This is a genomic window from Phenylobacterium sp. VNQ135, from assembly GCF_049445735.1.
Classification (GTDB): domain Bacteria; phylum Pseudomonadota; class Alphaproteobacteria; order Caulobacterales; family Caulobacteraceae; genus Phenylobacterium.
The window spans coordinates 628,315-642,496 of record NZ_JBMSDS010000003.1; the positions used below are offsets into that span (position 1 = coordinate 628,315).

General features: G+C 70.0%; 11 protein-coding genes. 9 read left to right on the plus strand and 2 right to left on the minus strand.

Annotated elements, in window-relative coordinates; translation table 11 throughout:
• Positions 1 to 10: 10 nt before the first annotated feature.
• The gene (locus ACO2Q0_RS14265) at positions 11 to 2,296 is read left to right on the plus strand and encodes a spermidine synthase (RefSeq protein ID WP_423352167.1); all 2,286 of its coding nucleotides are present in this window, start codon (positions 11 to 13) and stop codon (positions 2,294 to 2,296) included.
• A 1-nt stretch (position 2,297) separates the two neighbouring features.
• Here the strand turns inward: ACO2Q0_RS14265 and ACO2Q0_RS14270 are convergent, their stop codons facing one another.
• Positions 2,298 to 3,443 (minus strand): bifunctional 2-C-methyl-D-erythritol 4-phosphate cytidylyltransferase/2-C-methyl-D-erythritol 2,4-cyclodiphosphate synthase, encoded by a 1,146-nt coding sequence (locus tag ACO2Q0_RS14270; RefSeq protein ID WP_423352168.1) that lies wholly within the window; start codon positions 3,441 to 3,443, stop codon positions 2,298 to 2,300.
• A gap of 90 nt (positions 3,444 to 3,533) precedes the next feature.
• Between ACO2Q0_RS14270 and dusB the strand changes: the two genes are divergently transcribed.
• The 8 genes from dusB (at position 3,534) to hflX (ending at position 13,299) form a co-directional block, all read left to right on the plus strand.
• Positions 3,534 to 4,541: a tRNA dihydrouridine synthase DusB gene (gene dusB, locus ACO2Q0_RS14275; protein ID WP_423352169.1), complete on the plus strand. Its 1,008-nt coding sequence runs from the start codon at positions 3,534 to 3,536 to the stop codon at positions 4,539 to 4,541.
• Positions 4,538 to 5,656: a two-component system sensor histidine kinase NtrB gene (locus ACO2Q0_RS14280; RefSeq protein ID WP_423352170.1), complete on the plus strand. Its 1,119-nt coding sequence runs from the start codon at positions 4,538 to 4,540 to the stop codon at positions 5,654 to 5,656. Before dusB ends, ACO2Q0_RS14280 begins: the two co-directional genes overlap by 4 nt.
• On the plus strand, positions 5,653 to 7,074 hold the full coding sequence (gene ntrC / locus ACO2Q0_RS14285; RefSeq protein WP_423352171.1) for a nitrogen regulation protein NR(I): 1,422 nt from the start codon (positions 5,653 to 5,655) through the stop codon (positions 7,072 to 7,074). The genes ACO2Q0_RS14280 and ntrC overlap by 4 nt, the downstream gene beginning before the upstream one ends.
• A 70-nt stretch (positions 7,075 to 7,144) precedes the next feature.
• Positions 7,145 to 9,367: an ATP-binding protein gene (locus ACO2Q0_RS14290; RefSeq protein ID WP_423352172.1), complete on the plus strand. Its 2,223-nt coding sequence runs from the start codon at positions 7,145 to 7,147 to the stop codon at positions 9,365 to 9,367.
• 13 nt (positions 9,368 to 9,380) lie between these two features.
• Positions 9,381 to 10,772: a sigma-54-dependent transcriptional regulator gene (locus ACO2Q0_RS14295; RefSeq protein ID WP_423352173.1), complete on the plus strand. Its 1,392-nt coding sequence runs from the start codon at positions 9,381 to 9,383 to the stop codon at positions 10,770 to 10,772.
• The gene (locus ACO2Q0_RS14300) at positions 10,773 to 11,636 is read left to right on the plus strand and encodes a D-amino-acid transaminase (RefSeq protein ID WP_423352174.1); all 864 of its coding nucleotides are present in this window, start codon (positions 10,773 to 10,775) and stop codon (positions 11,634 to 11,636) included.
• Between the two features lie 101 nt (positions 11,637 to 11,737).
• Positions 11,738 to 11,983 (plus strand): RNA chaperone Hfq, encoded by a 246-nt coding sequence (hfq, locus tag ACO2Q0_RS14305; RefSeq protein ID WP_111274395.1) that lies wholly within the window; start codon positions 11,738 to 11,740, stop codon positions 11,981 to 11,983.
• Positions 11,980 to 13,299, plus strand: coding sequence for a GTPase HflX (gene hflX / locus ACO2Q0_RS14310; RefSeq protein ID WP_423352175.1), 1,320 nt, complete (start codon positions 11,980 to 11,982; stop codon positions 13,297 to 13,299). Before hfq ends, hflX begins: the two co-directional genes overlap by 4 nt.
• Here hflX and mazG read toward each other — a convergent pair.
• A complete protein-coding gene (mazG, locus tag ACO2Q0_RS14315) occupies positions 13,296 to 14,108 on the minus strand; it encodes a nucleoside triphosphate pyrophosphohydrolase (protein WP_423352176.1) in 813 nt (270 codons plus the stop codon). The genes hflX and mazG overlap by 4 nt on opposite strands.
• Positions 14,109 to 14,182: the final 74 nt, after the last annotated feature.

The following is a 14,182-nucleotide window of genomic DNA, read 5'->3' on the forward strand; positions in this document are numbered from 1 at the left end:
GGGAGACCGGATGACCTCGCTCGCCGCCGCCACGCGCCCGGCCTACGCGCCGCCCGCGCTGTTCGCCGTCACCACCTTCTCCAGCGCCGCGCTGGTCTTCCTGGTGCAGCCGATGGTGGCCAAGCTGGTGCTGCCGCTGCTGGGCGGAAGCCCGTCAGTGTGGAACACCAGCATGGCGTTCTTCCAGATCGCGCTGCTGGTCGGCTACTTCTACGCGCACGCCTTGCAGAGGATCGCCTCGGTGCGACGCCAGGCGCTCGTGCATTGCGGCGCGCTCGTCTTCGCGGCGCTGGCGCTGCCGCTCCGGGTCAACACCCTGGCGGGGCCGCCGTCGTCCGACCACCCGAACCTCTGGCTGCTGGCGGTCCTGGCGCTGTCGATCGGCGCGCCCTTCGCCATCCTTTCGGCGACGGCGCCCCTCGTGCAGGCCTGGTACGCCCGCACGGTCGGTCAGGCCGAGGGGCGCGAGCCATACGTCCTCTACGCCGCCAGCAACCTGGGAAGCCTGCTCGCGCTGCTGGCCTATCCGCTGGTGGTCGAACCCGCCTTCACGCTGGCGGGGCAGCGCTACGGCTGGAGCGCCGCGTACGTCGGGTTCGTGCTGCTGATGGCGACCCTCGGCCTGATGGCCACGCGCGGCGCCATCGCTTCAGCGCAGGAGGCCCCCACAGCTGTCGCGCCGCCGCGCTGGACCGATCGGCTGAGCTGGATCGCCCTGGCCGCCATCCCGGCCAGTCTGATGCTGGGGGTCACCGCGCACCTGACCACCGACGTCGCCTCGGCGCCGTTCATCTGGGTGCTGCCGTTGGCGCTGTACCTGGTGACCTTCATCATCGCCTTCCAGGCGAAGCCCTTGATCCCGCTGGGCCTGACACTGGTCTTCCAGGCGGCGGCGCTGGCGGCCTGCGCGGCCCTCCTGCCGTTCCGGTCCAGCAATTTCCTGTTGCAGTTCTTCGTTCATCTCGCGGCGTTCTTCCTCACCGCGCTGATGTGCCACCAGCGGCTGGTCAACCGGCGGCCGGATCCGGCCCACCTGACCGAGTTCTACCTCTGCCTCTCGATCGGCGGCGTCGTGGGCGGCGCCTTCAACGCCTTCGTCGCGCCGGTCATCTTCGACAACGTCTGGGAATATCCTCTCGTGCTCGCGCTCGCCTGTCTGGCGCGGCCGTGGGGCCGCCTCGAGAAGGTGGAGCCGGGCGCCTGGGTGCTGCTGGTCGTCGGCGTGCTGGCGGCTGCGGCGATGCCGATCCTGCTGACGGCCGTCGGCGGGCGGATGACTGCCCAGTCCGTCGTCGGCGCCTTCGACCAGTCCGAGCTCTTCGACATGGCCATGAAGGGACTTCTCGTCCTTTCGGTGATCTGCGCCTTCCTGATCCGGCGCCGCGCCTTGTTCTTCTTCCTCGTGATCGCCGTTCTGTCGTTCGCGGCCCAGGCGGCGGCCGACCGCACGGACGTGCGTCAGAGCTGGCGCAGCTTCTTTGGCGTGATGCGGCTGTCGCAGACCTACGTCACCAGCCTGGGCGGCGAGGTGAAGATGCTGGCGCACGGCACGACGCTGCACGGGGCCCAGGCGCTGAACCCGGCCTATCGCTGCAATCCGCTGGTCTACTACACGCCGCGCACGCCGATCGGGCAGGTCTTCGGCGCGAAGCAGGGCCAGCGGTCCGACCTGCGCATCGGCGCGGTGGGCCTGGGCACCGGCTCGGTCGCGGCCTATGTGCGTCCCGGCGACCATCTCACGTTCTTCGAGATCGACCCGCTGGTCAGGCGCATCTCGACCGATCCCGCCAATTTCAGCTACGTGCGGGAGTGCGCCAAGGGCGAGGTGGACTTCGTCATCGGCGACGCCCGCCTGACGCTGCAGAAGCAGCCGCCGGGGACCTTCGACATCCTGCTGATCGACGCGTTCTCGTCCGACGCCGTGCCGGCCCATCTGCTGACCGTCGAGGCGGTCCGGGGATACCTTCAGCAGCTCAAGCCCGATGGCGTGATCATCCTGCACCTTTCGAACCGCAACCTCGACCTGCTGGGCCCGGCCCAGGCCGTGGCGCGGGCGGCGGGCGGTCGCGCCCTGAAGCAGACCTACCGGCCGGCCAAGGACCCGCAAGGCAGCTGGGAGTCGGCGGAGGACGCGGTGATCGTCGCCCGCAACGACGCCGCGCTCGCGCCCTTCAAGGCCGACGCCCGCTGGGAGTCGGCCAATCCGTTCCTGGCGAGGCCCTGGCGCGACGACTACACGAACCTCGCCGGCGCGCTGTATGGCAACCTGAAGCAGCGCTGGACCTGGCTGCCCTAGCTCAGGGCGGCGTCTCGACGGAAACGACCGCCTGGGCCATCAGCCCTTCCTCGCGGCCGGTGAAGCCCATGCCCTCGGTCGTGGTGGCCTTCACGCTGACGCGGCCAACGGGCAGGCCCAGCAGCTCGGCGATACGCTCGCGCATGGCGTCCCGGTGCGGGCGGATCTTCGGCCGTTCGCACACCAGCGTGACGTCGGCGTTCAGGATGCGGCCGCCCTGGGCGCCCACCAGGTTGACGGCGTGGGTCAGGAACTGGTCCGAGGAGGCGCCCTTCCAGCGGGGATCGGTCGGCGGGAAGTGCTCCCCGATATCGCCCTGGGCGATCGCGCCGAGGACTGCGTCGGTCAGCGCATGTAGCCCACAGTCGGCGTCCGAGTGACCGACCAGCCCGACGTCGTGCTGGATGCGCACCCCGCAGAGCCACACGACCTCGCCGGGGCCGAAGCGATGGGCGTCGATCCCCTGGCCCATGCGCACGATCCGGCGGCCGGCGGCCAGTTGCTCGGCCAGCATGAAGTCCTGCGGGTAGGTGAGCTTCATCAGCAGGGGGTCGCCGGGAACCATCGCCACCGACCCGCCGGCGCGCTCGACGACCGAGGCGTCGTCGGTGGGCTCCTCCGTCGCGGGCCAGCGGCGATAGGCGGCCTTGAGACGACCGGTCCGGAACGCCTGCGGGGTCTGGGCGCGCCAGAGGCCGTCGCGAGAGACGGTCTCGTCGACCAGGCCTTCGCCGCGCTTGAGGGTGTCGGGCACCGGCAAGGTCGGGATCGCGCCGTCCGAGACCTCCAGGGCGTTCAGCAGCCGGTCGACATGCTCCTGGCTCACGAATGGCCGGGCCGCGTCGTGGATCAGGACCGGCTGGTTGCGGGTGGCCGTAACGGCGGCGAGGCCGGCCTGGACCGACTCGGCCCGCGTCTTGCCGCCGGTGACGGCGCGCCAGTTCGTCAGGCCGGAAAGGGCTTCATCCACCTGGCCGAGGCGATCGTGGGCGACCACCACCACCACCTCCCGCGCGCCCGCCGAGAGCAGGCCTTCCACCGACCAGCGCACCAGCGGACGGCCGCCCAGGCTGCGCCACGCCTTGGGTTCCCCTGGACCGGCCCTCAGGCCCGATCCCGCCGCGACGACCACCGCTGAGAAGCTCATGGGGTCGTCTTAGAAAACTGCGCCGCTTTGTTCCAGCTTTACGGCGTCGCACAAATTGCCTAAAAACGCGGCGGTTGGGATGATTACAAAATGAGCAATAAGCTCAAGGTTGGTGGAGTGGAGATCGGCGGGCGCGCTTGGATCGCGCCGATGACCGGGGTCTCCGATCTGCCCTTTCGAAAGGCCGCCAGCGGCCAGGGCGCGGCCTACGTCGCCACCGAGATGGTCGCCTGCGCAGAGTTCTCCCGCGGAAGGCCCGACGTGGTGCGGCGCGCCGCGGTCGGCGAGGGCCTGCCGCTGATGGTCGTCCAGCTTGTCGGCCGCGAGCCGGAGCACGTCCGGAACGGCGCCAGATTGGCGGTCGAGGCCGGCGCCCAGATCGTGGACCTGAATTTCGGCTGCCCCGCCAAGGAAGTGACCGGCGTCCTGTCCGGCTCGGCGCTGATGCGCGACCCGGCATTGGCGTCCGAGCTGATGGCCGCCGCCGTCGATGCGGTCGACGTGCCGGTGACGGTGAAGATGCGCCTCGGCTGGGATGACGCCTCGAGGAACGCCCCGGAGATCGCCGCCCGCGCTCAGTCGCTGGGGGTTCGGGCGGTCACGATCCATGGCCGCACCCGCTGTCAGTTCTACAAGGGCGCGGCCGACTGGAGCGCGGTCAGGGCCGTGAAGGACGAGGTCTCCATTCCCGTCATCGTCAATGGCGACATCGTCGACGGACCGACGGCGCGGGCGGCGCTCGAGGCCTCGGGCGCGGACGCCGTGATGGTCGGCCGGGGCGTGTATGGAAAGCCCTGGGTGACGGCGCAGATCGAAGCCGAGCTCGCCGGCGAGGCGTTCGCGGAGCCCGACCGGGACGCCCGCCTCGGCATCGTGCTGGACCACCTGCACGACAGCCTGCAGTTCTACGGCGACCGTCTGGGGCTGCGGATCTTCCGCAAGCACCTGGCGAGCTACATTGAAAACGCCCCCTGGCCCGCCGATGCGCAGGCCAGGCGAGAAGCGCGCGCGGCCCTGTGCCGCCTGGAGGACGCCTCTGAAGTCGAGCGGGGCCTGGCGGCCCTGTGGGGCGCTTCGGATCACAGGTTGGCGGCATGAACGGAAGCACACGAACCAAGGCGATCGGGCGCGACCCCGACGCCCTGAAGGCGGCAGCCTTTGACCTCAGTCCCGACCCCTCTCTGGTGGTGGACGCCGAGGGCGCCCTGGTCGCGGTCAACGAGGCGGCTGAGGCGCTGTTCGGTCAGGGGCTCGGCCTGCTGGCTCGTGGCCGGTTCCGCGCTGCACTCCCGCCGGGCTCGGCGCTGGTGTCATTGCTGAACCGCGCCCTGGACGAGGGCGCCCGGGTCCGCGAGCGCGGCGTGCATATCAGCCTGTTCGGCCTGCCGCCTTTCGAGGCCGACGGCGCGGCCGCGCCGCTTGGCGACGGCTCGGTGCTGCTGACGCTGACGGTGAAATCCGGCCTGGGTGTTGAACGCGGCCCGACCGAGGCGGCCGGGCTGCGGTCCCTCGTGGGGCTGGGCCGGATGCTGGCCCACGAGATCAAGAACCCGCTGGCGGGCATCCGCGGGGCGGCCCAGCTCCTGAAGGCCGGCGCCAAGAGCGAAGACGCGCCGCTCGCCCAGCTCATCGTCGACGAGACGGACCGCGTGAAGCGCCTCGTCGAGCGCATGGAGGCGTTCTCGGACGACCATCTGCCGTCGCTCACGCCGATCAACATCCACCAGATCCTCGACCGGGTCCGCGCGCTCGCCGCCAACGGCGTGGCCGACGGCCTCATGCTTCGCGAGGCCTACGATCCGTCGCTGCCGCCGGTGCTGGGGGACGAGGACCAGCTGATCCAGGTGTTCCTGAACCTCGTGAAGAACGCTTCCGAAGCGGCGCATGCCCGCGGCGACGGGCGCGGCGAGATCGCTATCCACACGGCCTACCGTCATGGGGTGCGCGTGCGCGCCGCCAGGGGCCAGACTCTCAGGGGCGCGCCCCTGGAGGTCCGCATCCAGGACAACGGTCCCGGCGTCCCGGAGCACCTGCGCGAGAGCCTGTTCCAGCCGTTCGTCAGCTCCAAGCCGAGCGGGGCGGGCCTGGGTCTCGCCCTGGTCGCCAAGCTTGTCGCCGGGCACGGCGGTCTCATCGATTTCGAATCCGAACCCGGCCGGACGGTCTTCCGCGTCCTGCTCCCGATCGCTTCCGCCGAGGATGTCCCGCAATGAACGCGGCTTCGAAGAAGATCCTGATCGCCGACGACGACTCCTCGATCCGGCTGGTGCTGAGTCAGGCCTTCACGCGGCTGGGCTATCAGGTCCGCGCCACCGGCAACGCCACGACCCTGCTGAAGTGGGTGTCGGACGGGGAGGGCGACCTCGTCGTCACCGACGTCGTGATGCCCGACGAGAACGTCTTCGACGTGCTGCCGCGCATCAAGAAGCAGCGGCCGAGACTGCCGGTCATCGTGATGAGCGCCCAGAACAACCTCATCACTGCGGTCAACGCGGCCGAGGTCGGCGCCTTCGAGTACGTGCCGAAGCCGTTCGATCTCGACGACATGACCTCGGCGGCGCGTCGCGCGCTGTCGCGGCCGGCGGACAGCGAGGCCTCCAAGGCCCAGGCGAGGGCCGTGCGGGACGACCGGCTGCCGCTCATCGGACGCTCCGGGCCGATGCAGGATGTCTATCGCACCATCGCACGCCTCGTGGGCGCCGATCTGACGGTGCTCATCACCGGCGAGAGCGGAACCGGCAAGGAGCTGGTCGCGCGCGCCATGCACGACATGGGCCGTCGTCGCGACGGCAAGTTCGTCGTCATCAACCTCGCCGCGACGCCCCGCGAGCGCGTCGAGACCGAGCTGTTCGGCAAGGAGGACGGCGACTACGGCAAGCTGGTCGACGCCGACGGCGGCACGCTGTTCCTCGACGAGATCGGCGACATGCCGCTGGACGCCCAGACGCGCCTCCTGCGGGTGATCGACGGCTCCGAGCCCGCGCTGAACCCCAAGACCGGCCGGCGGCCGAACGTTCGGATCATCGCCGCCACCAACCGCGACCTGCGCGCGCTGATCCAGCAGGGCCTGTTCCGCGAAGACCTGTTCTTCCGCCTGAACGTCGCGCCGCTGCGGCTGCCGCCGCTGCGCGACCGCGCCGAGGACATCCCGGACCTGGCGCGCGCCTTCCTGTTGCGGGCCAACCGTGAGGGACTGCCGGCGAAGACCATCGATTCGGGGGCCCTGGAGCGTCTGAAGCGCCACCCCTGGCCTGGCAACGTCCGCGAACTGGAGAATCTGATCCGTCGGATCTGCGCTCTCTACGGCGAGGACGTGATCACGGCGCGCATCGTCGAGAAGGAGCTGGCCGACCAGCAGCCGGTCGTCCAGGGGCAGGAAGGTCCCGCGACCCTGGCCCAGCTCGTCGAGCAGAAGCTGGCCGGCTACTTCGCCGACCAGCCCGACGGCATCCCGCCGCCCGGCCTCTACGACCGCGTGCTGGAGGAGGTGGAGCGGCCGCTGATCCAGCTCACCCTGTCGGCCACGCGCGGCAATCAGGTGCGGGCCGCCGAAATCCTCGGCCTCAACCGCAACACCCTGCGGAAGAAGATCCAGGACCTCGGGGTCGAGATGAGTCGCGGCCGGCGCTGACTTACGAGCTGAAGCGTCGCTGCAACATAGCTGTTGAGTTTGGAGCACAGCGCCCTAGTCTCCGGACACAATGGCGTTGCTGAACAGTCCCGCTTTCCTCTCGCCCGCCGTCGGTTGGGCGCGGCGGTCGCTGGAATCCAAGCTGGTGCTGGGCGTGGGCTACGGCGTGGCCGTGGGCCTGACGGTGCTCGCCATCATCCTGGCCGCCTCGCCGCCGCAGACGGGGCCGCTCGGACCGGCCAGCCGGCTGATCCTCACCCTCCTTGGGCTGAACCTCGTCATCATCCTGCTGCTGATGGCGGCGGTGGGGCTGCGCATTCGCGAGCTGGTCCGGGCTCGCGCCCAGGACGCCGGCGCCCGCCTGCACGTCCGCTTCGTGCGCCTCTTCGCCCTGGCCGCGGTCGCTCCGGCGGCCGTGGTGTTCATCTTCTACGGCGTTCTCGTCAGCCGAGGCGTCGAGAACTGGTTCTCCGAGCGCGTGCAGACCGTGGTCGAGAACGCCGCCACCGTCTTCCGCTCCTATGTCGACGAACAGAACCGCTACATCGTCGAGCACGTCACGCCGATGGCCGCCGACCTCAATCGCGAGGCCGGCGCCCTCCAGGCCCGGCCGGACCAGGCCACCGGCTATCTCGGGGCGCTTGCGTCCTACCACGCCTTCCCGGCGGCCTATCTCGTGGACCGGCAGGGGCGGGTGCTGGTGCGCGCCGAGAGCGCGGATGCGCCGCCCTTCGTGCCGCCGCCGAAGGCTGGCTTCGACGCCGCCGACCAGAACGAGATCTACGTCCCAGACTTCGCCGGCTCGGACGTCATGCGGGCGCTCTACCGGCTGAACGCCTACGACGACGTCTATCTCTACATCGCGCGGCCGCTCCGGACCGGCATCGTGGCCTACCTGCGGCAGGCCGAGGGGTCCCTGGTCTCGTACCGCGACGTCGCCCAGAACCGCGAGCGTATCCAGACCATCTTCGCCCTGAGCTACGCCGAGACCGCGCTGCTGGTGCTGGTGGGCGCCGTGTGGCTGGGTCTTGGAGCGGCGAACGCGATCTCCGCCCCGGTGGCGCGCCTGGTGCAGGCGGCCGGCCGCGTGGCCGGTGGCGACCTCGATGCGCGTGTGGATGCGGACGGAGATCCTGAAGAGATCGCCGTATTATCACGCGCTTTCAACAGTATGACGCATGATCTTCAGGCCCAGCAGGAGGCCCTGAAGAGTGCTCGCGAAGAGGCCGAGAGCCGGCGGCAGTTCATCGAGACCGTGCTGGCCGAGGTGAGCGCCGGCGTCATCGGCCTGGATCCCCGCGGCCGCATCTCGGTCGCCAACCGTCAGGCGGCCCTGCTTCTGGACCTCCCGGGCGACCACGGGCGGGGCCGCAAGCTGGCCGACGTGGCTCCCGAACTCGCGCAGGTGGCCGCCGGCGCCGGCCGCGGCGGCGAGGCCGAGGAGGAGGTGGACGTGGTCCGCGGCCGCGAGAGCCGCCGCCTGCGGGTGCGGGCCAGCCACAGCGAGGGCGGCCTGGTGCTGACCTTCGACGACATCACCCGGCTGGTGACCGCCCAGAGGAACGCCGCGTGGCGCGACGTCGCCCGCCGTATCGCCCACGAGATCAAGAACCCGCTGACGCCGATCCAGCTCTCGGCCGAGCGGCTGCGGAAGAAGTACCGCAAGGACATCGCCGAAGCCGAGCTTGAGACCTTCGACCGCTGCACCGACACCATCGTGCGTCAGGTCGGCGACATCGGCCGGATGGTGGACGAGTTCTCGGCCTTCGCGCGGATGCCGGCCCCGAAGTTCGCCCAGGTGGACGCCGACGAGCTGCTGCGGGCGGCGGTCTTCGCCCAGCGGGTGGCGAGCCCCGACCTGACGGTGGAGCTGGAAGAGCCGACGCCTCAGGTGGTGCTGCTGGCCGATGGCCGGATGCTGGCCCAGGCGCTGACCAACGTGCTGAAGAACGCCGCCGAGGCGGTGGAGGCGCGCCGGACGCGCGCCCCGAAGGTGAAGGGCCGGATCGCGGCGCGCCTCGTCGTCGACGAAGGTCGCGTCGCCTTCGAGGTCGAGGACAACGGCGTGGGCCTGCCCGACAAGGACCGCGACCGGCTCACCGAACCCTATGTGACGACGCGCGAGAAGGGCACCGGCCTCGGCCTCGCGATCGTGAAGCGAATCCTGGAAGACCATGGCGGCGAGCTGGAGCTCGCCGACGCGCGGAGCGGGCAGGGGGCCTTGGCGGTCCTGCGCCTGCCGGCGGCTTCGGCCGCGCGTGTCGGCGCGCCCGCCGACGCCGTGACGGCGTAGAGGACTGGAAGGCATGGCGTCTGACGTTCTGGTGGTCGACGACGAGGCGGATATCCGCGACCTGGTCGCAGGCATCTTGTCTGACGAGGGCTATGCGGTGCGCACCGCGACCGACTCGGAAAGCGCCCTGGCCGCGATCCGGGCTCGCAAGCCCGCGCTCCTCATCCTGGACATCTGGATGCAGGGCGGCGGCATGGACGGCCTGGAGCTGCTGGACATGGTCAAGCAGCTCGACGTCGATCTGCCGGTGATCATGATCTCGGGCCACGGCAACATCGAGACCGCGGTGAGCGCCATCAAGCGCGGCGCCTACGAGTTCCTCGAAAAGCCCTTCAAGTCCGACCGTCTCCTGCTGGTGGTGGAACGTGCGCTGGAGGCGGCGAACCTGCGGCGCGAGAACCGCCGGCTGCGCACCCAGGCGATCACGCCGGAAGGCCTGCTCGGCAAGTCGATGGCCGCTCAGCAGCTGCGCCAGATGATCGCCAAGCTGGCGGGCGCCAACAGCCGGGTGCTGATCTCGGGCCCGGCGGGCGCGGGCAAGGAGACGGTCGCGCGGCTGATCCATTCGGCCAGCCACCGCACCCGCAGCGAGTTCGTGCCCATCAGCGCCGCCGGCATGACGCCCGAACGCATGGACATCGAGCTGTTCGGCCAGGAAGGCGAGGGCGGCCGCCCGGCCAAGATCGGGGTCTTCGAGCGCGCCCACGGCGGCACCCTGTATCTGGACGAAGTCGCCGACATGCCACGCGAGACCCAGGGTCGGATCCTGCGCGTGCTGGTGGAGCAGCGCTTCCGCCGGGTCGACGGCGACAACGACGTCCAGGTCGACGTGCGGGTGATCTCGTCCACCTCGAAGGACCTGCGCGAGGAGATCGCCAATGGCCGGTTCCGCGAGGACCTGTTCCACCGGCTGAACGTGGTTCCGGTCAACGTGCCGGGTCTGGCCGAGCGGCGCGAGGACATCCCTGAGCTGATCGAGGACTTCATCACGCGCATCTGCGAGGCGACGGGGCTTCCCAGGCGCAGGCTGTCGGACGACGCCCTGGCCATGCTCCAGGTCCGGGCCTGGCCGGGCAACCTGCGGCAGCTCCGCAACAACGTGGAACGCATGCTGATCCTGGCGTCAGGCTCCCCGGCCGAGCCGATCACCGCCGACATGCTGCCGCCCGAGGCCTCCGTCACCGATCAGGGCGGCTCGTTCGGCGCCGAACGGATCATCGCGCTTCCGCTGCGCGAGGCCCGCGAGGTGTTCGAGCGCGAGTACCTGAACGCCCAGATGCTCCGCTTTTCGGGCAACATCAGCCGCACCGCCGCCTTCATCGGCATGGAACGCTCGGCGCTGCACCGGAAGCTGAAGTCGCTGGGCCTCTCCGGCGGCCGGCCGCTCGAGACCGAGGACGCGTAAGTGGGTCGGATCGCCTATGTGAACGGCCGGTTCGTGCCGCACGCCGAGGCCTTCGTGCATATCGAGGACCGCGGCTACCAGCTCGCCGACGCCGTCTATGAGGTCTGGGCGCTGTTCGGCGGCAAGCTGGCCGACGCGGAGGGGCATTTCGCGCGCCTGGAGCGCAGTCTGGCCGAACTGCAGATCGACATGCCGATGAGCCGGGCGGCGCTGACCACGGTGCTGCGCGAAGCCGTTCGCCGAAATCGCGTGCAGGAGGGCCTCGTCTACCTGCAGATCAGCCGCGGCGTCGCACCCCGCGACCACGCCTTCCCGCACCCGCCCGTGCGGCCGGCGGTCGTGATCACCGTCAGCCGCGTCGACCGCGTCGCGACCGAGGCGCGCGCGGCCAAGGGCGTGGGCGTGGTCACGACGCCGGAGAACCGTTGGGGGCGTTGCGACATCAAGACGGTCGGCCTGCTGCCCAACGCGCTCGCCAAGCAGAAGGCCCGCGTCGCCGGCGCGGCAGAGGCCTGGTTCGTCGACGAGCTGGGGTTCGTGACGGAGGGCGCGTCGTCGAACGCCTGGATCGTCGATCGCGACGGCGTGCTCCGCACCCGCGACACCAACGCCAACATCCTGCGTGGCGTCACCCGCCTCAGCCTGCTGGACGTGATCCGTGACGCGGGGCTGAAGGTCGAGGAGCGGCCCTTCACGCCCGAAGAGGCTCTCGAGGCGAAGGAGGCGTTCATCACCGGAGCCGGGACAATCGTCCTGCCGGTCGTGAGCGTGGACGGAAAGCCCGTGGGCGGCGGCGTGGTGGGACCGGTGGCGAGCCGGCTGCGTCGCCTCTATATCGAGCGAGCCAAAGAGCGGGCGATCTGATCATCCGGGCGTGATTGCGCCTGCCGTCAAACCCTGCTTAGCGTGCCCTTGCGTGTGTGGGCGGATTTGGCCGCCCGATCAAAACTAGAAGGCGAAAAGCCATGAGCGATAAGAAGCAGAACCTCCAGGACACGTTCCTGAACAGCGTCCGGAAGTCGAAGACCCCTCTCACCATCTTCCTGGTGAACGGCGTGAAATTGCAGGGGGTCGTGAGCTGGTTCGACAACTTCTGCGTTCTGCTCCGTCGGGACGGGCAATCCCAGCTCGTCTACAAGCACGCGATTTCCACCATCATGCCGGCTCAGCCCGTGCAGCTCTATGAGCCGGCTGACGACGAGGCCGATTGAGTTCTTCAAAGCTCGTTGACCGCGAGGCGCCCGTCCAGGGCGCCCTCGTGATCCACCCCGACCGGGAGGGCCGCGATGGCGCGCGCCATCCCGAGGCGCGGTTGGAGGAGGCCGTCGGCCTCGCGCTCGCCCTCGACCTCGAGGTTCGCGAGGCGATGGTCGTGGGCCTGCGGAAGCTCACGCCCGCCACCCTGTTCGGCCGCGGCAAGGTGGACGAGATCGCCACCCTCGTGGAGGTCGAGGAGCTGGACGTGGTCGTCGTGGACGACGCGCTGACTCCGGTCCAGCAACGCAACCTCGAGAAGGCTTGGAAGGCCAAGGTGATCGACCGCACCGGCCTGATCCTCGAGATCTTCGCCCGGCGCGCACGGACCCGCGAAGGCCGTCTGCAGGTGGAGCTCGCGAGGCTTACCTACGAGCGCTCGCGCCTCGTCCGCACCTGGACCCACCTGGAGCGTCAGCGCGGCGGCTTCGGGGTCATGGGCGGCCCCGGCGAAACCCAGATCGAGACCGACCGCCGGCTGATCGCCGAGAAGATCGGCAAGCTGAAGCGCGAGCTCACGGAAGTGCGACGCACGCGCACCCTGCAACGCTCCGCCCGCCGGCGCGTGCCGTTCCCGAGCGTGGCCCTGGTCGGCTACACGAACGCCGGCAAGTCGACCCTGTTCAACCGGATCACCAAGGCCGACGTGCTGGCGCAGGACATGCTGTTCGCCACGCTGGACCCGACCTTGCGCAGCCTGAAGCTGCCGGACGGCCGCGCCGCCATCCTCTCGGACACCGTGGGCTTCATCTCCGACCTGCCGCACGAGCTGGTGGAAGCCTTCCGGGCCACCCTGGAAGAGGTGCGCGAGGCCGACGTGGTCCTGCACGTCCGCGACATCGCCAGCGAGGAGAGCAACGCCCAGGCCGCCGACGTGCGCGCCGTGCTGGAGCGCCTTGGCCTAGACATGGACGAGCGCCGGATCCTCGAGGTCTGGAACAAGGTCGACCTGCTGCCCGAGGAGGAGCGCGCGACCATCGAAGGGGACGCCCGCCGGGCCCAGCCGCCTGCCGTGCCGGTCTCGGCGGTGACCGGAGAGGGAACGGACCTCCTGCTGGCGACGATCGCCGGCCTCGTGGATGAAGCGCCGCCCGTGGAGATCCACGCGCCGGCCGGCGAAGGCGCCGCGATCGCGTGGCTCTACCGCCATGGCCGGGTGATCGAGCGCGAGACGGCCGAGGACGGCAGCGTGACGATGGCGGTCAGCCTGACCGCCCAAGCCCTGGGTCAGTTCGAGCAGCTCTTCCCGCAGGCGGAGATCCGCGCGGACTAAGCCCGTTCGGCCGCCTTCGCCTCGTCCCAGAGGGCGTCCATCTCGGCCAGGTCGGACTGCTCCGGCGACTTGCCGCGTTCCGCGAGCTTCTGCTCGATATAGCGGAAGCGGCGGCCGAACTTGGCGTTGGTGTAGCGAAGCGCGTCCTCGGGATCGACGTCGAGCGTTCGCGCCAGATTGGCGACGACGAACAGCACGTCGCCCATCTCCTCGCGCGCCTTCTCCAGGTCTCCGGCGTCCACCTCGTGGACCAGTTCCTCGACCTCTTCGTGCAGCTTGGCCATCACGTCCTGGACGGTCGGCCAGACAAAGCCCACGTTCGCGGCGCGCCTCGACAGCTTCACGGCCCGGGTCAGGGCCGGCAGGCCCACGGGCACGTCGTCCAGCAGGCTTTCCCTCCGGCCCTTCTTCTGACGCTCCTGCGCCTTGAGCTCCTCCCAGCCGGCCTTCTGCGCGGCGATGGAGCCGTAGTCCTCGTCGCCGAACACATGCGGATGCCGGCGCACCATCTTGTCGTTGATCGCACGGGCGACGTCCTCGAAGTCGAAAGCGCCTTGCTCCTCGGCCATACGGGCGTGGAAGACCACCTGCAGCAGCAGGTCGCCCAGTTCCTCCTTCAAGTCGGCGAGGTCGTTGCGCTCGATGGCGTCGGCGACCTCATAGGCTTCCTCGACGGTGTAGGGCGCGATGGTGGCGAAGGTCTGCTGCTGGTCCCAGGGACAGCCGTCCTCACGGTCGCGCAGCCGGGCCATGATGGCCAGCAGGCGGTCGATAGGCCGGAGATCGGCCGGCGGGGCAGGTCGCGTCATGGGGGGGACTCGAAAAGGAAAACGGCGCGCGGCGATGAGACCGCGCGCCGTCCAGAGGCGCAAGCTTGCGTCGG